This is a genomic window from Corynebacterium sp. c24Ua_83, from assembly GCF_039907245.1.
Lineage (GTDB): Bacteria > Actinomycetota > Actinomycetes > Mycobacteriales > Mycobacteriaceae > Corynebacterium.
Genome location: NZ_JASBOI010000002.1, coordinates 129,036 through 147,674, shown reverse-complemented (window position 1 = coordinate 147,674; position 18,639 = coordinate 129,036). Strand labels below are relative to the sequence as shown.

The 18,639-nt window shown below is 62.3% G+C and carries 16 protein-coding genes and 1 pseudogene; 13 read left to right on the top strand and 4 right to left on the bottom strand.

Translation table 11 applies throughout. The annotated features are described in order from the left end of the window. Positions 1-21: 21 nt before the first annotated feature. A complete protein-coding gene (locus tag QKE30_RS02255; RefSeq protein WP_005293249.1) occupies positions 22-411 on the bottom strand; it encodes a heavy metal-responsive transcriptional regulator in 390 nt (129 codons plus the stop codon). A gap of 98 nt (positions 412-509) precedes the next feature. Between QKE30_RS02255 and merA the strand changes: the two genes are divergently transcribed. The 3 genes and pseudogenes from merA to QKE30_RS02240 all read left to right on the top strand — a co-directional run bounded on the left by merA (position 510) and on the right by QKE30_RS02240 (position 2,860). Beyond that, positions 510-1,931 (top strand): mercury(II) reductase, encoded by a 1,422-nt coding sequence (merA, locus tag QKE30_RS02250; RefSeq protein ID WP_034978272.1) that lies wholly within the window; start codon positions 510-512, stop codon positions 1,929-1,931. Continuing rightward, complete coding sequence (locus QKE30_RS02245; protein WP_005293255.1) at positions 1,928-2,278, top strand: hypothetical protein; 351 nt, start codon at positions 1,928-1,930, stop codon at positions 2,276-2,278. Before merA ends, QKE30_RS02245 begins: the two co-directional genes overlap by 4 nt. 192 nt (positions 2,279-2,470) lie before the next feature. Continuing rightward, positions 2,471-2,860: pseudogene (locus tag QKE30_RS02240) on the top strand (peptide chain release factor I). A 3-nt stretch (positions 2,861-2,863) separates the two neighbouring features. On the opposite strand, the gene ychF reads toward QKE30_RS02240, so the two are convergent. After that, entirely contained in the window at positions 2,864-3,949 is a 1,086-nt protein-coding gene (gene ychF / locus QKE30_RS02235; protein ID WP_347933989.1) for a redox-regulated ATPase YchF, read from the bottom strand. 320 nt (positions 3,950-4,269) lie between these two features. Here ychF and QKE30_RS02230 point away from each other — a divergent pair, with 320 nt between their 5' ends. The 4 genes from QKE30_RS02230 to QKE30_RS02215 all read left to right on the top strand — a co-directional run bounded on the left by QKE30_RS02230 (position 4,270) and on the right by QKE30_RS02215 (position 8,978). Next, a complete protein-coding gene (locus tag QKE30_RS02230; RefSeq protein WP_347933988.1) occupies positions 4,270-5,952 on the top strand; it encodes a sodium-dependent transporter in 1,683 nt (560 codons plus the stop codon). After that, complete coding sequence (metS, locus tag QKE30_RS02225; RefSeq protein ID WP_347933987.1) at positions 5,949-6,128, top strand: methionine/alanine import NSS transporter subunit MetS; 180 nt, start codon at positions 5,949-5,951, stop codon at positions 6,126-6,128. The genes QKE30_RS02230 and metS overlap by 4 nt, the downstream gene beginning before the upstream one ends. Before the next feature lie 72 nt (positions 6,129-6,200). After that, a complete protein-coding gene (locus QKE30_RS02220; protein ID WP_347933986.1) occupies positions 6,201-8,018 on the top strand; it encodes an AI-2E family transporter in 1,818 nt (605 codons plus the stop codon). A gap of 27 nt (positions 8,019-8,045) precedes the next feature. Next, positions 8,046-8,978, top strand: a complete 933-nt coding sequence (locus tag QKE30_RS02215; protein ID WP_347933985.1) for a DUF6542 domain-containing protein — start codon at positions 8,046-8,048, stop codon at positions 8,976-8,978. A gap of 49 nt (positions 8,979-9,027) precedes the next feature. Here QKE30_RS02215 and QKE30_RS02210 read toward each other — a convergent pair whose 3' ends face one another. After that, positions 9,028-10,014 (bottom strand): 4-hydroxy-3-methylbut-2-enyl diphosphate reductase, encoded by a 987-nt coding sequence (locus tag QKE30_RS02210; protein WP_347933984.1) that lies wholly within the window; start codon positions 10,012-10,014, stop codon positions 9,028-9,030. A gap of 65 nt (positions 10,015-10,079) precedes the next feature. On the opposite strand from QKE30_RS02210, the gene xseA reads away from it, so the two are divergent. Next, positions 10,080-11,399 (top strand): exodeoxyribonuclease VII large subunit, encoded by a 1,320-nt coding sequence (gene xseA / locus QKE30_RS02205; RefSeq protein ID WP_239200248.1) that lies wholly within the window; start codon positions 10,080-10,082, stop codon positions 11,397-11,399. A 4-nt stretch (positions 11,400-11,403) separates the two neighbouring features. Continuing rightward, complete coding sequence (locus QKE30_RS02200) at positions 11,404-11,694, top strand: exodeoxyribonuclease VII small subunit (protein ID WP_239200251.1); 291 nt, start codon at positions 11,404-11,406, stop codon at positions 11,692-11,694. Positions 11,695-11,715: 21 nt separating this feature from the next. Here the strand turns inward: QKE30_RS02200 and QKE30_RS02195 are convergent, their stop codons facing one another. After that, positions 11,716-12,351, bottom strand: a complete 636-nt coding sequence (locus QKE30_RS02195) for a DUF4245 domain-containing protein (protein ID WP_239200254.1) — start codon at positions 12,349-12,351, stop codon at positions 11,716-11,718. A gap of 191 nt (positions 12,352-12,542) precedes the next feature. Between QKE30_RS02195 and glpX the strand changes: the two genes are divergently transcribed. The 4 genes from glpX (at position 12,543) to QKE30_RS02175 (ending at position 18,558) form a co-directional block, all read left to right on the top strand. Further along, complete coding sequence (glpX, locus tag QKE30_RS02190; protein ID WP_035012344.1) at positions 12,543-13,574, top strand: class II fructose-bisphosphatase; 1,032 nt, start codon at positions 12,543-12,545, stop codon at positions 13,572-13,574. A 176-nt stretch (positions 13,575-13,750) separates the two neighbouring features. Next, entirely contained in the window at positions 13,751-15,154 is a 1,404-nt protein-coding gene (locus QKE30_RS02185; RefSeq protein ID WP_049049125.1) for a class II fumarate hydratase, read from the top strand. A gap of 1,086 nt (positions 15,155-16,240) precedes the next feature. After that, positions 16,241-16,972, top strand: a complete 732-nt coding sequence (locus tag QKE30_RS02180; RefSeq protein WP_239200257.1) for a helix-turn-helix domain-containing protein — start codon at positions 16,241-16,243, stop codon at positions 16,970-16,972. Further along, a complete protein-coding gene (locus QKE30_RS02175; protein ID WP_239200260.1) occupies positions 16,969-18,558 on the top strand; it encodes an MDR family MFS transporter in 1,590 nt (529 codons plus the stop codon). The genes QKE30_RS02180 and QKE30_RS02175 overlap by 4 nt, the downstream gene beginning before the upstream one ends. Positions 18,559-18,639 lie beyond the last annotated feature (81 nt).

The window sequence follows — 18,639 nt, the reverse complement described above, 5'->3', positions numbered from 1 at the left end:
TGAGTCATTGACTCCCGCCGTCTACAAGTACCTACACACTTGATCGGTGCTGCACGTTTCAGGATCCGGGTGCGCGGCGTCCTGGCTAAGGTCCGCGATAGTGTCGCGCAGCACGGAGAGCTGCGCGATCTGCTGCTCGATCTCAGCGAGGCGCACGTCAAGCAGGTCGCGCACGTGCCCGCAGGGCGCATGGCCGCCGTCGCGGATGTCGAGGATCTGGCGGATCTGGGCGAGGGTGAGGCCCGCGGCCTGGCCGCGGTGGATGAAGTCGATCCGAGCGACCGTCTCGGGCGCGTAGTCGCGGTATCCGGACGGCGTGCGCTCGGTCGGGGGTAGAAGGCCCTGTTCCTCGTAGAAGCGAAGGGTCTTCGCGGTAGTGCCCGCCCTCTCGGCGAGTTCTCCGATCCACATTGCTGTCTCCCTCCGTGGCCGCGCTTGACCTTCCCCTGCACTGGAAGGTCCAGTATGGCTGAGACAGAGCAGAAAGCCAAGAGTTGACAGGAGTAGCGATGCCTACGAAGTACGATCTCGCCATCATCGGATCGGGAGGCGGCGCGTTCGCCGCTGCGATCCGCGCCAGCACGCTCGGGAAGTCGGTGGTGATGATCGAGCGCGGGACGCTCGGCGGCACCTGCGTGAACACGGGCTGCGTCCCGTCGAAGGCGCTCATTGCCGCGGCCGGCGCGCGGCACGTCGCGGTCGACGCCGCAACCCGGTTCCCCGGGATCGCGACGACGGCGGATCCCGTCGACATGCCCGCGCTGATCGCTGGGAAGCAAGCGTTGGTGGAGTCGCTGCGCGGCGAGAAGTACGCCGACGTCGCCGACTCCTACGGCTGGCAGGTCCTCCGCGGCGACGCCTCGTTCGTGGGCACCCCTGATGCGCCGGTTCTCGATGTTGCCGGATCCGACGGAAGCGTCGAGACCATCGAGGCCCACCACTACCTGGTCGCGACTGGTTCTCGCCCGTGGGCACCGCCGATCGACGGCCTGGAGGAGACCGGATACCTGACCTCGACCACGGCGATGGAGCTGACGGAGGTCCCCGAGTCGCTGCTGGTGCTCGGCGGCGGCTACGTCGCCCTGGAGCAGGCGCAGCTGTTCGCCCGCCTCGGCTCGCAGGTCACGCTGCTCGTGCGGTCCCGGCTCGCCTCGAAGGAGGAGCCGGAGGTGTCGAAGGCGCTCCAGGAGGTGTTCGCCGACGAGGGCATCCGCGTCGTCAGCCGCGCAGTGCCCACCCGGGTCTCCCGCGGCACGGGAGGCGAGGCCGTCGTGACCGCCGCCTTGTCCGGCGGCTCGCAGGAGTTCCGCGCCGACCAGGTCCTGGTCGCCCTCGGACGCCGTCCCGTCACCGATGGCCTGAACCTCGATGCGGTCGGGGTGAATACCGGAGACTCCGGCGAGGTGGTCGTCTCCGACCGGCTGCAGTCCTCGAACCCGCGGGTCTGGGCCGCGGGCGACGTGACCGGGCACCCCGAGTTCGTCTACGTCGCCGCCCACCACGGCACCCTCGTCGCCGAGAACGCGTTCGCCGACGCCGACCGGTCCGTCGACTACGCCCGCCTGCCGCGGGTGACGTTCACCGGGCCCGCGATCGGCGCGGTCGGGATGACCGAGAAGGACGTCCTCGCCGCGGGGATCCGCTGCGACTGCCGCGTCCTGCCCCTGCACCACGTGCCCCGCGCCTTGGTGAACCGCGACACCCGCGGGTTCATCAAGATCGTCGTGAACGCCGAGACGAAAGAGATCCTCGGCCTGACCGCCGTCGCCAAGGACGCCGGGGAGCTCGCCGCCGCAGGCGTCCACGTGCTCGGCAGGACCGTCGCCGAGGTCGCCAACGCCTGGGCCCCCTACCTGACCATGGCCGAGGGCATCCGGATCGCCGCGAAGGCCTTCACCACCGACCCGTCGCTGCTGTCGTGCTGCGCATGAACGGCAACGCAGGCAATCGGGGAGATCTCATCCTGAAGCAGACGATGAGCGCCGATCAGGACCGCGACGAATGGCGCGCCGGTCCCGTCGTCGCTGCAGTGACCGGGCTGCTCTTGCTGGCATGCTGCGCGCTTCCGTCGCTGCTCTGCTGCGGCCTGCCGTTCATCGCGGCGGGCGGAGCACTCGCAGGCGTCGGTGGGCTCCTCGGTAATCCCTGGATCATCGGTGCCGGGACCGCCGTCGTGATGGCCGTCATGGCGGGGATGCTCGTCAGGCTACGGCGGCGGCACCGGCGCCGCAGGTCCGGCTGCTGCGAAAATCCTTCGACCGCTGATCGGAACCGGTAGTTCGAGCGGATCCAGCGATCACTGCCACCTGCGGAGGCCGCTGAAATCGAAGCCCGACGGGAGAAGGAGGAGCAAAAAGCGTTCGAATCAACCGGTGACGAGGATAATACTGAGGCTGGATCCCGGCCGTCGCGACGCGGTCTCCGCTTCCGCCGAGACGAGAAAGGGTTGTGGGCACCTAGGCTGGGCGGCATGAACGACATGACCATAGCGCCCGGCCCGGGGATCCCCGACGGTGCGGTCATCGCCACCGATCTCGCGGAGCGTTTCGCGAAATCGTCGACTCCGGGCGGCCAGGGCGTCAACACGACGGACGGCAAAGTCCAGCTTTCCATCGATGTCGCCGAATGCGCATCGCTTACCGACGCCCAGCGTCACCGTATCTCGCGCAACCTCGAGCACCGCCTAGACGGCTCCGTCTTTACCGTGACTGCGTCGACTCAGCGGTCTGTGTTTCGCTAGTGGTCCTCTCGCTTGCACCTGCGACACAGCCTCGTGCCCCCGGGCCGTAGCGTTCGGGGGAGCACAATAGCCCCAGTCCTCATCACGTCCCGGGATCAAAGAGTTCATCGCAGAGGTTAAGCACTACACGTTAAATTTGAACTCCACCACGTCACCGTCGGCCATCACGTAATCCTTACCCTCCTGGCGCACCTTGCCGTGGGCGCGAGCCTCCGCCATGGAACCGAGCTCGTCCAGGTCCTCAAAGGCCACGATCTCGGCCTTAATGAAGCCCTTCTCGAAGTCCGTGTGGATCACGCCGGCTGCCTGCGGCGCAGTGTCACCCTTGTGGATCGTCCATGCACGGGCCTCCTTCGGCCCGGCGGTCAGGTAGGTCTGCAGGCCCAGCGTTGCGAAACCAGCCTTGGCCAGGGTCTGCAGCCCCGGCTCAGTCTGCCCGACGGATTCCAGCAGCTCAGCCGCCTCCTCGTCGTCCAGCTCCAGCAGGTCCGCCTCCGTCGCGGCGTCCAGGAACACGCAGTCCGCAGGAGCCACCAGCTCGCGCAGCTCCGCCTTCTTCGCGTCATCGGTCAGCACAGACTCGTCGGAGTTAAACACGTACAGGAACGGCTTGGCCGTCAGGAAGTGCAGGTCGCGCACGGTCGCCAGGTCGATCTCCCCCTGCGCCGCGGCGCTCGACAGCGTGCGGCTATCCTCCAGGATCGCCTGAGCCTTCTTAGCCCCCTCGACCTGCTCGGCTAGATCCTTGTTCTTGCGCGCTTCCTTTTCCAGGCGCGGCAGAGCCTTCTCCACCGTCTGCAGGTCAGCCAGGATCAGCTCCGTCTCAATGACGGAAATGTCGCTGGCGGGATCCACACGTCCATCGACGTGGATCACGTTGTCGTCGGAGAACGCACGCACCACCTGGCAGATCGCGTCCGCCTCACGGATATTCGCCAGGAAGGCATTACCCATACCCTCGCCGTCGGAGGCGCCCTTCACGATGCCGGCAATGTCCACAAAGGACACAGTCGCGGGCAAGATGCGCTCGGATTCGAAGATCTCGGCCAGGCGCGTCAGGCGTGGGTCCGGCAACTCCACCAGCCCCACGTTGGGCTCAATAGTCGCGAACGGGTAGTTCGCAGCCAGAACATCGTTGCGGGTCAGGGCGTTAAACAGCGTGGACTTGCCCACGTTGGGCAGGCCAACAATTCCAAGAGTAAGAGTCACGTGCCCCATCCTATCGCCCGGCCGTCACTGCCTCCAATGCGCCCTTTCTATTGCCTCTATTGCCATACTTATTGCTTCTTTTTGACGCCCACCGCTGCCCACCCAAAGCCGCTCCAGTACCCCCACATACCCCAGACCGGCTACCCCCGCCCCTTCATTGGGTAGTCAATCTCGGGAAAGAATTGTGAAAACCCACTATCAGAACCTTTCAACGGTCATATAGTAAATGCACCTTAGAAAAACTTGAGGCTTTACCACCCATTAAGCCTCTTCTGTTAATTCTTCGCCTTGCGAGATGCCTGCTAGAAAGTTGCACCTCAATGACCACTTCATCCTCCTCGCCTGAAGCTAGCACCCGTCAGAGACGGGAAACATTCAACACCCGCCTCGTGTTCCTCATGGCCGCAATTGGCTCTGCGGTCGGCCTGGGTAACATTTGGCGTTTCCCCTACGTCGCCTACGAGAACGGCGGCGGCGCCTTCCTGATTCCCTACCTGGTCGCACTTCTCACCGCGGGTATTCCGCTACTCTGGTTCGATCTCGCCATGGGCCACCGCTTCCGCGGCTCCACTCCCCTGACATTCCGCCGCACCAGCAAGTACGCAGAGCCGATCGGTTGGCTGAAGGTGGGCGTGAACTTCTTCATTGCGGTCTACTACGCCGCCATCATCGCCTGGGCGGGCCTCTACACCTGGAAGTCCATTGGCAAGACGTGGGGTGAAGACGCAGAGACTTACTTCATGGGCGACTTCCTGAAGGTCGACGATTCCTCCGTATGGACAGGCGACTTCGTCATCCCGGTTCTGCTGGTCATGGTCGCCGTATGGGTGGTCTGTATCTTCACCCTGGCACGCGGGATCAACGAAGGCATCGGCCGCGTCACCATGTTCTTCGTACCGGTACTTATCGTTTTGTTCATCGTCATGGTGGTGCGAGCCCTGTTCCTCGATGGTTCCGCCGAGGGGCTGAATTCGTTCTTCACTCCGGACTGGGGCGTACTGACCGATACTTCCGTATGGATCGCCGCTTATGGCCAGATCTTCTTCTCCCTGTCCATCGGCTTCGGCATCATGATGACCTACGCCTCTTACCTCAAGCCGCGCACGAACCTCACCGGCACCGGTATGGTCACGGCCTTCGCTAACTCCTCCTTCGAAGTTCTGGCCGGCATCGGCGTGTTCGCCACCCTGGGGTTCATGGCTGTCCAGTCTGGCACCTCCGTCGAGGAATCGGTCTCCGGCGGCATCGGCCTGGCGTTCATTGCCTTCCCGACCATCATCAACGAAATGCCGGCGGGACCCCTGTTCGGCGTGCTGTTCTTCGGCTCCTTGTTCCTTGCTGGCATTACGTCGCTCATCTCCATCATGGAGGTTGTCATCTCCGCTGTGAAGGACAAGCTGAACCTGACTCGTGAGGTCGCTTCGATCAGCATCGGTGGCGTCATGGCCATTGTCTCCTGCCTACTGTTCTCCACCACGTCCGGACTGATCACCCTGGACATCATGGACAAGTTCACCAACAACCTGGGCATCGTGATCTGCGCCGTCGCCGCGGTTCTGACCATTGGCTGGGTTCAGGGGCGCCGTAACGAGATGGCACAGCACCTCAACGCTGTTTCGGAGCTGCGCCTCGGCCTCGCGTGGAAGGCATGCGTCTTCGCCATCACTCCTGTAGTACTTCTCTACTTCCTGTTCGAGGAGATTCGTACTCTCCTCTCCGAAGGCTACGAGGGCTACGCTTCCGGAACGATCTTCGCTTATGGCTGGTTGGTGCTCATCATCATCGGCCTGGGCGCGGTGGTATGGAGCTTCGTGCCTTTCCGCGGCAATCTGTTCCTCGATGGTCTGCCGAGTTCGGACTACGGAGTGCCGCCAAAGGGCCGACCGAACCACACACCAAACCCGCTCGCTAATGGCTCTACAGCTGCAGCCACCTCTGCTACCTCTGCTACCTCTGCCTCCGGTTCTAACAACGGCGCTAACAATGGAAAGGAACTGTCATGACCGGCCCCGCAATTCTCCTGATGGCCCTGTTCATTATCGTGATCTGGGGTGGGCTCGTTGCAGCGATTCTTATGCTCGCCAAGACTGATGACGCCACCACTGGCGAGCTGGGTTCTGCTCCCGGCACGGACAACGAGTCCCTACTCCAGGTGAACACATCCTCCGTGGCGCATTAGGCCGCCGAATAACACGCCCCGGGGTGCGTCATAAACTCCCGTTTTGGACCTGTGTGAGGCAGAATGGGGAGAATGAACTCCCAGAACCCCCACGACAGGTCCTTTCCTCGTAAGGATGGCCGTGATTTTGCAGACTTTATCGCGGGTTCCCATCGAATGGATACGGAAAACATCCCAATCCCGGGTGACGATAGAGACGAAGAACGCCTCGGCAACAGCCGGTTCGCTGACGAACCGCAGGCAGCCAAGCACCCAACCGTAAGTCCTGATTCCCCCGAGGCCGAGCTGGTCGAGGACAGGCGGGCGGAAACTTCCCCCACCGTGGAGGAAAAGGGGGATTCCTACGTCCAGGAGCGCAACACAGCCCGCGCCACAACGGGCACGGAGAAGCCACTGGATGAAGATCACGAGCCGGATGGGGAGACAGAGACCGACGATCACCCCGGCCTTCGTTCTCATGCCGCAAAGGTTAAAAAGAAGGCCAAGAAACCAGCCAAGAAGTCTCCCATAGATGAGGAGCTGAACCCTGAACTACGCGACCGTGCGGAGGTCATCGGCACCACGGGTCGCTGGTTTGCAGGCTGGTGCTTGCGCTTCATCATCATCGCTGCGGCTCTCTACCTAGGTTTCCAGGTATTCGGCAAGCTCTGGGCCGGCATTCTGCCGGTCTGCCTGTCGGTGATCGTATGTACCGTGCTGTGGCCGATCGTGCGCCTGCTCCGCAAGTTAAAGATCCCCAACAGCTTGGCTGTGCTGATCTCTATCCTGGGCTTCTTCGCCCTCATCATCGGCACCTTCGCCGCCATCGCGCCCAGTGCCGTGGACCAGGGTAAGACTATCGTCAACCAGGCCAGCGACGGCATCGGCCGGATCCAGGACTGGCTGCAAGGTCCTCCCGTTAACTTGCAGGAAAGCCAGTTCAACGACGGTGTTCAGCAGATCACCGACTGGCTGCAGAACAAGTCCGGCGATATCGCAACCAGCATTGCCGCTTTCGGCACGGAGACTGCTTCCCTGCTGGTCACTCTCTTCGTGATGTTGGTTCTGACGTTCTTCTTCTTGAAGGACGGAGAGAACTTCCTGCCGATGCTGCGCCGCGTGACCGGCCGCCGTGTCGGCTGGCACCTCACTGAGGTCTTGACCCGCTGCTGGAACACGCTAGGCGGCTTCATCCGCACCCAGGCCATCGTGTCCGCCATCGACGCTATCTTCATCGGTCTGGGCCTAGTCCTGCTGAACGTGCCACTGGCCGGCCCGCTGGCTATCCTGACGTTCTTCGGTGGCTTCATCCCCATGGTCGGTGCATTCGTCGCCGGCGCCCTGTCCGTGTTGATCGCACTGGTGGCAGTCGACTTCAACACCGCCGTTATGGCACTGCTCCTGGTCATTGCCGTCCAGCAGCTAGAGGGCAACATCCTGCAGCCGGTGCTGCAGTCCCGCGCGATGAACGTTCACCCCGTCATCATCCTGCTCTCCGTCACTCTGGGCTCCACCCTGTTCGGCATCATCGGCGCCTTCCTGGCCGTGCCGTGCGCCGCTATGATCGCGGTCATCCTGCGTTACATGGGCGACCTGACGGACCTCGCCACGGGCGAGAAAACCTCCCAGGACATCGAATTTGCTACCACCGCCGGTTCCCTCACAGGCGAACAGTCGGAACGTGCCGCCCAACGCTGGCAGGAGCTACGCAAGGCCACGATACTGAACAGCTCCGAAAAGCCTGATTCTGCTGATTCCTCCAATGCCACTACCGCCACAGCGGTCAGCGAAAATCCTGCGGAGGCGGCAGCCGACGGAGGCGAGAGGGCGTCATCCCTCAGCGACAAGAGAGCACAGATCCGCGGTAGGGTGCAGTCAATCTATAAGTCCCTCCGTGGCAATAACGAGTAGAGCGAACCAAAGAAGTAGCATTACCCCGTGACCGAAAGCAGCCGACACAGAAGCAACAGCCGCTCCGCGCACCGTGGCGTACGCAGCCGCGGCATGGCTGAGGTGGCGCACGATGATTCACCGGCGCACTGGTTCCCCGTCTGGGCGCCCGCACTGGTAATGCTGGCCATTGTCTTCACCGGCTTGGTGCTCGCCAATGGCGATACCACGATCCCGACTCTTTTCTTCGGACTCTTCGCTGTCGGGATGATTGCCTCCACAATCTTCGTCGAACCGCGCGGGCTCTTCATCACCGTCGCCTCGTTCCCGCTGTTTTACCTGTTCGGGTCGCTTTTGATTGGCTGGTTCAGTTCCGGAAGGGCGACGATTGCCAGCCGAAAGACGAAAGTCATCACCTCTATCTACCCCGCCATCGAGCACTACCTTTGGCTGCTGATCCCCTTCCTCATCGCGGTGGGTATCGCGGTTTTCCGCTGGTGGAACTTCCGCGAGTCCCTCACCCGCAAGGCCGCGAAGCTGGAGATGCAGCGCCGACGTCGCAGCGAATCCGACCGCAGCAACATTGAGACCTACGGTCGCGCACAGAAGCGTTCGCACGCTCGGAGCTACACGCGCAGGAGTGCTCGTTCTGTTGATGACGCCCCCAGCTACGAACCGCGGGAGCGTTCAGAGCGGACGGCACAGCGTGTAACCCGCATCCCGCGGGGCGGAGATTCGATTCCTGCCCCCTACCAGGAGCGCGCCGCCAGGAGCTTGGATAGGGATTCCGACAGGAGTTTCGATAGGGACGAGGAGTTCCTGCGGTTCGAAGAACGCTCCGGCACCGATGACGTCCGTTCTAGCGCCAAGCGGGTAACCCGCAGCTCTGAAGAATTGCGCGAGAACGCTCAGCGCCGCCGGGTCCCCTTCCCGGAGCGGCGCATGTCCCCCAAGCGCTACCTCGACGACGAGCGCGACTAGCTGATCTGGCTTTGGCGCTCTGCGGTTTGCGCCCCCTATCGGATTTGGTTTACTTCTGGGTCCGCGGCGGACGCAGCTCGCGTGGCAGGGAGAAGATCAGGTCCTCCGTGGCGGTGGTGACTTCCTCCACCTCGCCATAGCCCCGCTCCGCCAGCAGCTCCAGCACACCGCGAACAAGAATCTCCGGCACCGATGCGCCCGAGGTCACGCCGACATGCGTCACGCCATCCAGCCAAGCGGGATCGACCTGCTCTGCGTAGTCCACCAGGTGGGCATCCTGCGCACCGTGCTGCAGGGCTACCTCCACCAGGCGCTTGGAGTTGGAGGAGTTCTGCGAACCGACCACGATCATGAGCTCCACCTTTGGCGCAATGGCCTTAACCGCCACCTGGCGGTTCTGAGTGGCGTAGCAGATGTCATCGGACGGCGGATCCTGGATGTGCGGGAACTTCTCGCGCAGCAGCTTCACGGTGGTCATGGTCTCGTCCACGCTCAGGGTGGTCTGGGAAAGCCACACCAGCTTCGTGTCCTCCGGGAAGTCCAGTGCATTCACGTCTTCCTCGCCGTCGACCAGGTGGACGACGTCCGGGGCTTCACCCGCGGTGCCCTCGACCTCTTCGTGGCCGTGGTGGCCGATCAGGATGATCTGGTATCCCTGCTTAGCGAAGCGAGTGACCTCGTGGTGAACCTTGGTGACCAGCGGGCACGTGGCGTCAAAAGTCTTCAGCTCGAGCTGGCGTGCCTCCTCGTGCACCGCGGGCGATACACCGTGCGCCGAAAACACCACGTTGGAACCGCGAGGGACCTCCGAGGTCTCGTCGACGAAGATCACGCCGCGATCCTCGAAAGTCTTCACAACGTGCTTGTTGTGCACGATTTCCTTGCGTACGTACAGCGGTGCACCGTGCTTTTCCAAAGCCTTCTCGACGGACTCGACGGCGCGGTCGACTCCGGCGCAATAACCGCGCGGGGCAGCTAGATAAACCTTCTTAGTATCGGCAGTTGCCTCGGTAGTTGGGGTAGTCATGTGCCCCATCGTAATGGAAGTACCTGACAGTGCCCATCCCCTGGCGTCCGGGCCGTCATTTAGAATGCTTAACCATGAGTGTTCCAAACTCCCCTGAGGCCCCGTGGGCGGTCGGGCAGCTAAACGACCAGGTGAAGAACTGGATCCAAAGGCTGGGGTTCATCTGGGTCGAAGGCCAGGTCACACAGGTAAACATGAAGAGTACCTGGCGGTTTTCCTACATCACCCTGCGCGACGTGAACCTGGAAGCTTCGGTCTCCCTGACCGTGGAGACGAGCGCGCTGAAGAACCTGGCCACGCCAGTGAAAGACGGCGACCGCATCGTCGTGCACGGTAAGCCATCGTTCTATTCCAAGCGCGGCAGCTTTTCCCTGTGGGTCACGGAAATCCGGCAGGTCGGTATCGGCCAGCTACTCGCGCAGATCGAACAGCTGAAGAAGGCCATGTTCGCCGAGGGACTTTTCGATCCCCGCCTGAAGGCTCCCCTGCCCTTCCTGCCCACCACCGTTGGTTTGATTACCGGTCGTGGTTCGGCGGCGGAGCGGGACGTGATGGAGGTGGCCAAGCGCCGCTGGCCCGCAGTGCGCTTTCGGGTGATTAACACCGCCGTCCAAGGCCCGAAAACGGTTCCGCAGGTCGTCGATGCTCTACACGAACTGGAGCAAGACCCGGCGGTCGACGTAATCATCGTCGCCCGTGGCGGTGGTTCGGTGGAAGACCTGCTGCCGTTCTCCGAGGAAGCACTGGTGCGCGAAGTATCCCGACTGAGAACCCCAGTGGTGTCGGCCATCGGGCACGAGCCGGACAATCCCCTGCTGGACTACGCGGCCGACGTACGCGCGGCCACTCCCACAGATGCGGCCAAGACGGTAGTCCCGGATGTGGTTCAGGAGCTGCGAATCATCAGCGAAGCACGCCAGCGCGGCGCCGGGGCCCTGCGTAATTGGGTGGCGCACGAACGTAAGGGGCTGGCGCAGATCCGCACCCGGCCTGTGATGGCGGATCCCAGCCTGCCGGTCACCCGCCAGAAGGACATCATCGCGGAAGCTCTGCAGCGCAAGGACCGTGCCCTGGGGGTGCATGTCCGCTCACTGCGTTCCTCGATCGAGTCGCTGAAGGCACAGGTCAACGCCCTGGGGCCATCCCAGACCCTCGCGCGTGGCTATTCCATCGTGCAGGTTATTCCGCGCGACAAGTCGGGAGCCCAAGTGGTCACCACGGTGGATCAGGTTGACCCCGGTTCGCAGCTTCGCATCCGTGTCCCCGACGGATCCATCACGGCCGCGGCAATGGGCGTGCAGGCGGCGCCTGGGGGCGTCATGAATAGAAACAGCAACACGACAGACAGTACCGGCAGTACCGACAGCACCGAGAACAGCACAGGAGAGGCGTAAAACGATGGCGGACAACAACACCAGCAACGGCACTAACAACACCAACAACGGCGATCAGCAGAAGTTTCGCCCGCTCGACCAGCTGAGCTACGAGCAGGCACGCGACGAGCTGGTGGAGGTCGTGAAGATCCTCGAGCTCGGGCAGATGAGCCTCGACGAGTCGCTGAACTACTGGGAACGCGGCGAGGAGCTGGCCGCGTACTGCGAGGACTACCTCAACGGCGCGTCCAAGCGCATCGAGCAAGCCCTACAACAGCGCGAGGCCCGCAACGCCGCGGCGCAGAGCGAGAGCTAGCGTGCGAGCTAGCGCCAGGGGCTAGTTAGCTGTTTCGCCGCTACTGGGCTCGACGGTCGCTTCGTTAGCGTCAGCGTCGGAAGCGTCGGTGACGTCGATCGGCTCCGTCGCAGCGATCTTCTCCGCGGCAGTGCGAGTCTGCTCGTGGGAGGCCATCGCCTCAATAGCCAAGCGCACATCCCCCAGGTCAGCAACCCACAGCGGGCGAGCATCCTCGCCGGTGAAGACGTGCCACTCGACGTCCCCCGTGGTCTCCGTGCCAGTCTCTTCCCGCACGGAATCATCAGGCTGAGAAGCAGCCTTAAAGTCGGCACCGGTTTGGGTCAAGGAAATGTAGTTCTCCCCGTTAATAACCCAACCGACCAGGCTCGACGGCTCGCCGCCGACCATCACACGACGGGCGGAGTTGGCCACCCAGCCTTCCGGCATCTCCGGATTACGGATCGGGAAGTCGAAGGTCCGGGCATCCATCTGCAGCACAGTATCCTTGTCGACCTCCTGCACAGGGCCCGAGCGATCAGCCTCTCCAGGGTTATAGGAGCACAGGCCCGTAAACCCGACCGTCAGGAACATGGCAACCAACAGCACCACCAGGGAAAGCACAATGTCCTTGGTGGATTGAAACGCACGGGGTTTTTGAATCTGCACGCCCGCCATTATCGCATTGCCACCGCTGGCCTGGCCAAATCAGCCCTGCACAGGGCGGAACCCAACCCTAGGCAGGGCTGGACGGCGAAACATAAGGCGCAGCATCAGACAGCGCCCGGGGTAAATGAGGCACAATGGAAGAAGAGTGGAAACAATTACCTATCAGCCACCAATCAGCAACAGAAAAGAGCTTGAAGATCATGTCTACTGAGCACATCCCTGCTGTCTCCCCCAACCCGGAGGCTCCGGACCGCAACCTGGCGATGGAGCTGGTCCGCGTGACGGAAGCCGCCGCCCTCGCCTCCGGCAAGTGGGTTGGCCGTGGACAGAAAGAATCCGGTGACGGCGCAGCCGTGGATGCGATGCGCCAGATGATCAACTCCGTGGAAATGGACGGCGTTGTCGTGATCGGTGAGGGTGAGAAGGACGAAGCCCCGATGCTGTTCAACGGCGAGCAGGTCGGCACCGGCAACGGCCCGGCGGTGGACATCGCAGTCGACCCGGTTGACGGCACCACCCTGATGGCCGAGGGCCGCCCGAACGCAATCTCCGTAATCGCCGCCGCCGAGCGCGGATCCATGTACGACCCGTCCGCCGTGTTCTACATGAAGAAGATCGCCGTCGGCCCGGAGGCCGTGGGCAAGGTGGACATCGACGCTCCGGTCGCCGACAACATCAACGCCGTCGCCAAGGCCAAGGGCACCGTCCCGGGCGACATCACCGTCGTCGTGCTGGACCGCCCACGCCACGAGGATCTGATCCGCGAAATCCGCGAGGCCGGCGCGAAGGTCCGCCTGATCGGCGACGGCGACGTGGCAGGTGCTGTGGCAACTGCCCAGGACACCTCCACCAACTCCGTGGACATCATGATGGGCATCGGCGGCACCCCGGAGGGCGTTATCGCCGCCGCCGCCATGAAGTGCATGGGCGGCGAGATCCAGGGCAAGCTGTGGCCGAAGGACGAGGCCGAGCGCCAGAAGGCTCTCGACGCAGGCCACGACCTCAACCGCGTGTTGACCACCAACGACCTGGTGAACTCCGAGCACTGCTACTTCGTGGCCACCGGCGTGACCAACGGCGACATGGTGCGCGGTGTCTCCTACCACCAGAACTCCGCCACCACCCGTTCCCTGGTTATGCGCTCTCGCTCCGGCACAATCCGCTTCATCGAGTCGCAGCACCAGCTGGCGAAGCTGCAGTCCTACTCCGTGCTGGATTACACCCGTAACTAACTCTTTTTATGACGCCCCCACGCCGCCGCCGTACAGCAGGCCTTTTAGGTAGATTGGGCGGTGTCCGTGCGGGGCACGAAAGACAATCCGCTTTCCCACGGTTCCCGACTTTGAGTCCTTCGGTGGGTTCGAAGCGGGAGGCGTCAAAAAGCTTAGAAGATAAAGGTGATGAAAGAATGACCGAGCAAGAATTCCGCATTGAACACGACACGATGGGCGAGGTTAAGGTTCCCGCGAAGGCTCTGTGGCGTGCGCAGACGCAGCGTGCGGTGGAGAACTTCCCGATCTCCGACCGTCCGCTGGAGTCCGCACAGATCCGCGCGATGGGTCTGCTGAAGGCGGCCTGCGCGCAGGTGAACAAGGACCGTGGCCTGTTGACCGACGAGCAGGCGGATGCCATCATCTCCGCCGCCAAGGAAATCGGCGAGGGCAAGCACGACGCTGAGTTCCCGATCGACGTGTTCCAGACCGGCTCCGGTACCTCTTCCAACATGAACACCAACGAGGTCATCGCCTCCATCGCCAAGAACAACGGCGTGGAGATCCACCCGAATGACCACGTGAACATGGGTCAGTCCTCCAACGATACGTTCCCGACTGCCACCCACGTAGCCGCAACCCAGGCTGCCGTCAACGACCTGATCCCGGGTCTGAAGGTGCTGCAGGAGTCCCTGGCCAAGAAGGCCAAGGAGTGGGAGACGGTCGTGAAGTCCGGCCGTACCCACCTGATGGACGCCGTCCCGGTAACCCTGGGCCAGGAGTTCTCCGGCTACGCCCGCCAGATCGAGGCAGGCATCGAGCGCGTTGAGGCCACTCTGCCCCGGCTGGGTGAGCTGCCGATCGGCGGCACCGCAGTCGGCACCGGTCTGAACACCCCGGCTGACTTCGGCGCCAACGTGACCGCCGAGCTGGTGAAGCTGACCGGCGTGGAGCAGCTGCGCGAGGCAGAGAACCACTTCGAGGCACAGGCTAACCGCGATGGCCTGGTTGAGTTCTCCGGCGCTATGCGCACCATCGCTGTCTCCCTGAACAAGATCGCCAACGACATCCGCTGGATGGGCTCCGGCCCGCTGACCGGCCTGGGCGAGATCCACCTGCCGGACCTGCAGCCGGGCTCCTCCATCATGCCGGGCAAGGTCAACCCGGTTCTGTGTGAGACTGCAACCCAGGTCGCTGCACAGGTCATCGGTAACGACGCTGCCGTTGCCTTCGGCGGTTCCCAGGGTGCGTTCGAGCTGAACGTGTACATCCCAATGATGGCCCGCAACGTGCTGGAGTCTGCGAAGCTGCTGGCCAACACCGCCCGCGTATTTGCGGAGAAGCTGGTCGACGGCATCGAGCCGAACGAGGAGCGTATGCGCACTCTGGCTGAGTCCTCCCCGTCCATCGTCACCCCGCTGAACTCTGCTATTGGCTACGAGGCTGCGGCGAAGGTTGCTAAGACTGCTCTGAAGGAAGGCAAGACCATCCGTCAGACTGTTATCGACCTGGGCTTTGTCGACGGCGAGAAGCTGACCGAGGAGGAGCTGGATAAGCGTCTCGACGTCCTGGCTATGGCAAACACCGACCGCGACAAGTAGGCGAAAACTAAGTACTGACGCTGTTGCGGGGCCAGCCGGCTAGTTGGCTGGCCACACTAGCTTCTGCGGCGCTGGCTCGGGTGGCCACACTTGCCGGGTCATCCTGGCTGGCCTGCAAGCCGGGCCGACACACCCGCTGTTGTTTTCCGAAGGCACTAGTAGGCATTAGCGCTACTAGTAAGTACTAGCCACCGCCTTGGAGGAGCGACAGCGGGTTTTCCTATGTCTGACCGCGGCCAGCCTCGCCTACACCTTTCTTGTCCCTCCGCCTTACTTCCATCCCGGCCTCTTCTGCCCCTTTTAGTTCCCTTTCGCCGCTCCCATAGAGCCAAAATGTCGTTAGAACGGGAATACGCACGGCGCCGCAGCCGACTCCGGAAAATCAAAACCCTCTGACCTGGGCTTTTACTTTACTGGGATTTGATCCCATTAACGGATTCTCGTTCTAGCGACATTCAGCCTCTCCAGCACCGACCAATACCCACTATCTGCCGTCACATCGTCAACCAACCACTATCCTTCAGAAGCTATTGGTCACACCAACACCACACGTTTCATAGATGTCGGAAAAGTTGCAAAAGGCCTCCCCTCCAGAATTGGCCCCTTCAGCAACACCCCCGTGACCTACACTTTTACACTATTGAAAATTCGCCCCGACAAGGTTGTGCAACTTTTCCGACATTTACCCAACCGGAGTGCAACATTTCCGACATTTACCCAACCGGAGTGCAACATTTCCGACATTTACACCCCCACAATGGAACTTCGCGACCACGCCCACCACAAACCCACCCGTGACGACAGGCGCAGCACCCCCACCCGCAAAGCCAGTCACAGCACCCCATCCCACCCGCGGCGCAGACCGTTAACCACCACACACTAGGCAAACCCGTATGAAGAATCACACAAACTTTGCACTAGATACAACTTTGCACTGGGTGTAACTTTGTTCGAGTGATGCATTCGAACCGCTCCGATCCCCCAGCTCCCCCAGAGTCCACGGAGCCCACGGAACCCACGGACCACACAACTCCCCCAGACCCCACGGAACCTCCAGCTCCCCCAGAGCCCACAGATCCCCCAACCATGGGACTGCGCGAGCGCAAACGCCTGGAAACCAGGCTAAGGATCGAGGACGAGGCCACTCGCCTCTTCCTCGATCGTTCCTTCGATGGAGTCACCCTGGAGGAAATCTGCGAAGCAGCGGACATCAGCCGCCGCACCTTCTTCAACTACTTCTCATCCAAGGAACACGTTGCGGTCGGCAAACAACCCCCGTTGCTCACCGAAGACGACTTCAACAAACTCGAAAGCTTCTCCCCGGCACGGGGCAGCCTGCCTCAATACCTCTACGACATGCTGACCAAGAAGCGCATCGAGGAGGCCAAGAAGTCGGACAATGCCAACCTCGATCCGGAACTGGCGGAGTCGATAAGGTGGCGTCGATCCCAAATAATAAAGAGATTCCCCAGCCTGGCACTTGCGAAGCTCGCCAGCTACGAAAAGCTGCGCAGCGACCTTGCCGAAGCGGTGTGCAAGAACCTCGAAAGGCACCCGCATAACCGCAGCACCGACATGGAGGCGATGGAGGAAGCACACCTCATCGTCACCGCGGCAACAACGGTGCAATGGGCCGCAGCAACCTCAGCCACACGGCGCGGCAGAACCCTGAACAGCACAAAGGACTTCGACGTTGCTTTAACCGGGCTACGGCAAGTCTTCAGTGCCATCGAACCGGCCACCCTCAAGCCGTCAACAGCCTCAACCGCAGAAAACATCTCGCAGAAAGCACAGAAAACCAAGGAGAACCGCCCATGAAAGATACTCGCGAAGAAGCCGCTGCAGCCAAGGCACGGCTCGACGCGGCGGAAAAGCAGCGCCAGGAAAACCACAACAACGTCCCCCTAGTCTTCGGCTGCCTGATGCTAGGCATGCTGATGTCCTCACTGGGGCAGATGATCTTCTCCACCGCCCTGCCCACCCTCGTCGGCGAGCTCGGCGGTGCCAACAAGATGAGCTGGGTCATCACCAGCTTCCTGCTGACCATGACCATCGGCATGCCCGTCTACGGCAAACTGGGTGACCAGATGGGTCGTAAGCCGTTGTACCTGGTGGCGGTAACCCTGTTCCTGGCCGGCTCCGTCCTGGGTGCGCTTGCGCAGAGCATGGACATGATGATCGTCGCCCGCGGCGTACAGGGCCTCGGCGCCGGCGGCCTGATGATCGGCGCGCAGGCCATCATCGCCGACGTGGTTCCCGCACGTGATCGCGGCCGCTACATGGGCATCATGGGTGCCGTCTTCGGCCTGAGCTCCGTACTAGGGCCGCTGCTGGGTGGCTTCTTCACCGACGGCCCGGGCTGGCGTTGGGCGCTGTGGTTCAACGTTCCGCTGGCGGTCATCACGTTCCTGATGGTGTTCTTCAATCTCCAGCTGCCGAAACGTGGCTCGGGCGCCCGCCTGGACGTCCCCGGCACGGTCCTGATGGCCGGCGCTACTAGCGCGCTGATTCTGCTGCTCACCTGGGGTGGGCGCGATTACGCCTGGTCCAGCCCGGTCATCATCTGCCTGGGCATCGCAGCGGCAATCCTGGCTACGCTGTTCGTACTGGTGGAACGCAAGGCGAAGGATCCGCTGATCCCGATGCAGCTGTTCACCGTCCGCAACTTCGTCGTCACGACTGCGGCGGGAACGATCACGGGTGTGGTTATGTTTGGCGTGCTGGCTTACATGCCGACGTACATCCAGATGGTGCACGGCATGACCCCCACCAAGGCCGGTCTGATGATGGTCCCGATGATGGCCGGCATGATCGTCACCGCCACCGCCTCCGGCCAGTACGTGTCCCGCACGGGCCGCTATAAGTGGTTCCCCGTCGCGGGTCTGCTCGTCGCCGCCGCGGCGGTCGGTCTTATGGGGCTTTTTGACGCCCACGATTCCCTCGTGCACCTCGGTCTTGTCTTGGCCCTGATGGGTGTTGGCCTGGGGCTTTCGATGCAGATTTTGGTGCTGATCGTGCAGAACTCTTTCCCAATCTCGATGGTGGGCACTGCGACGGCTTCGAATAACTTCTTCCGCCAGATTGGCGGTACGGCTGGCTCAGCTATCATCGGTTCGCTGTTCACGCACCGCGTGGCGGATCTGATGGGCCAGCGGGTACCCGGCGCGCTCAAGGAGCTGGGTCCGCAAGGGGCTGAGTTCGCAAAGGACTTCCAGGGCGGCGGCAGTGCGCGGCTAACCCCGGAGATCGTCGATACGCTGCCTGGCCCGTTGCATGACGCGATCACTACCTCGTATAACGACGCCCTCGTCCCCGTTCTCGGGGCAATGGCGCCGGTGGCTATTTTGGCTGCGCTGATTCTGGTCTTGGTCCGCCAGGACAATCTGAAGGAAACCATCGAGTAGTCCCAGATGGGATCCTGCGCAAAGAGAAAAGGCGACCGCGCTAATGGCTAATACGGTCGCCTTTTGCTGTGTCTGAGCTCG

Bases quoted from the DNA above. Each gene is read 5' to 3' on its own strand.
- QKE30_RS02220 (WP_347933986.1), top strand. From the start codon at position 6,201: ATGAACTCCCAGAACCCCCACGACAGGTCCTTTCCTCGTAAGGATGGC.
- QKE30_RS02180 (WP_239200257.1), top strand. From the start codon at position 16,241: ATGGGACTGCGCGAGCGCAAACGCCTGGAAACCAGGCTAAGGATCGAG.
- merA (WP_034978272.1), top strand. From the start codon at position 510: ATGCCTACGAAGTACGATCTCGCCATCATCGGATCGGGAGGCGGCGCG.
- glpX (WP_035012344.1), top strand. From the start codon at position 12,543: ATGTCTACTGAGCACATCCCTGCTGTCTCCCCCAACCCGGAGGCTCCG.
- QKE30_RS02175 (WP_239200260.1), top strand. From the start codon at position 16,969: ATGAAAGATACTCGCGAAGAAGCCGCTGCAGCCAAGGCACGGCTCGAC.
- QKE30_RS02210 (WP_347933984.1), bottom strand. From the start codon at position 10,014: ATGGGGCACATGACTACCCCAACTACCGAGGCAACTGCCGATACTAAG.
- QKE30_RS02195 (WP_239200254.1), bottom strand. From the start codon at position 12,351: ATGGCGGGCGTGCAGATTCAAAAACCCCGTGCGTTTCAATCCACCAAG.
- QKE30_RS02185 (WP_049049125.1), top strand. From the start codon at position 13,751: ATGACCGAGCAAGAATTCCGCATTGAACACGACACGATGGGCGAGGTT.
- QKE30_RS02255 (WP_005293249.1), bottom strand. From the start codon at position 411: ATGTGGATCGGAGAACTCGCCGAGAGGGCGGGCACTACCGCGAAGACC.
- QKE30_RS02245 (WP_005293255.1), top strand. From the start codon at position 1,928: ATGAACGGCAACGCAGGCAATCGGGGAGATCTCATCCTGAAGCAGACG.
- xseA (WP_239200248.1), top strand. From the start codon at position 10,080: ATGAGTGTTCCAAACTCCCCTGAGGCCCCGTGGGCGGTCGGGCAGCTA.
- metS (WP_347933987.1), top strand. From the start codon at position 5,949: ATGACCGGCCCCGCAATTCTCCTGATGGCCCTGTTCATTATCGTGATC.
- QKE30_RS02200 (WP_239200251.1), top strand. From the start codon at position 11,404: ATGGCGGACAACAACACCAGCAACGGCACTAACAACACCAACAACGGC.
- QKE30_RS02230 (WP_347933988.1), top strand. From the start codon at position 4,270: ATGACCACTTCATCCTCCTCGCCTGAAGCTAGCACCCGTCAGAGACGG.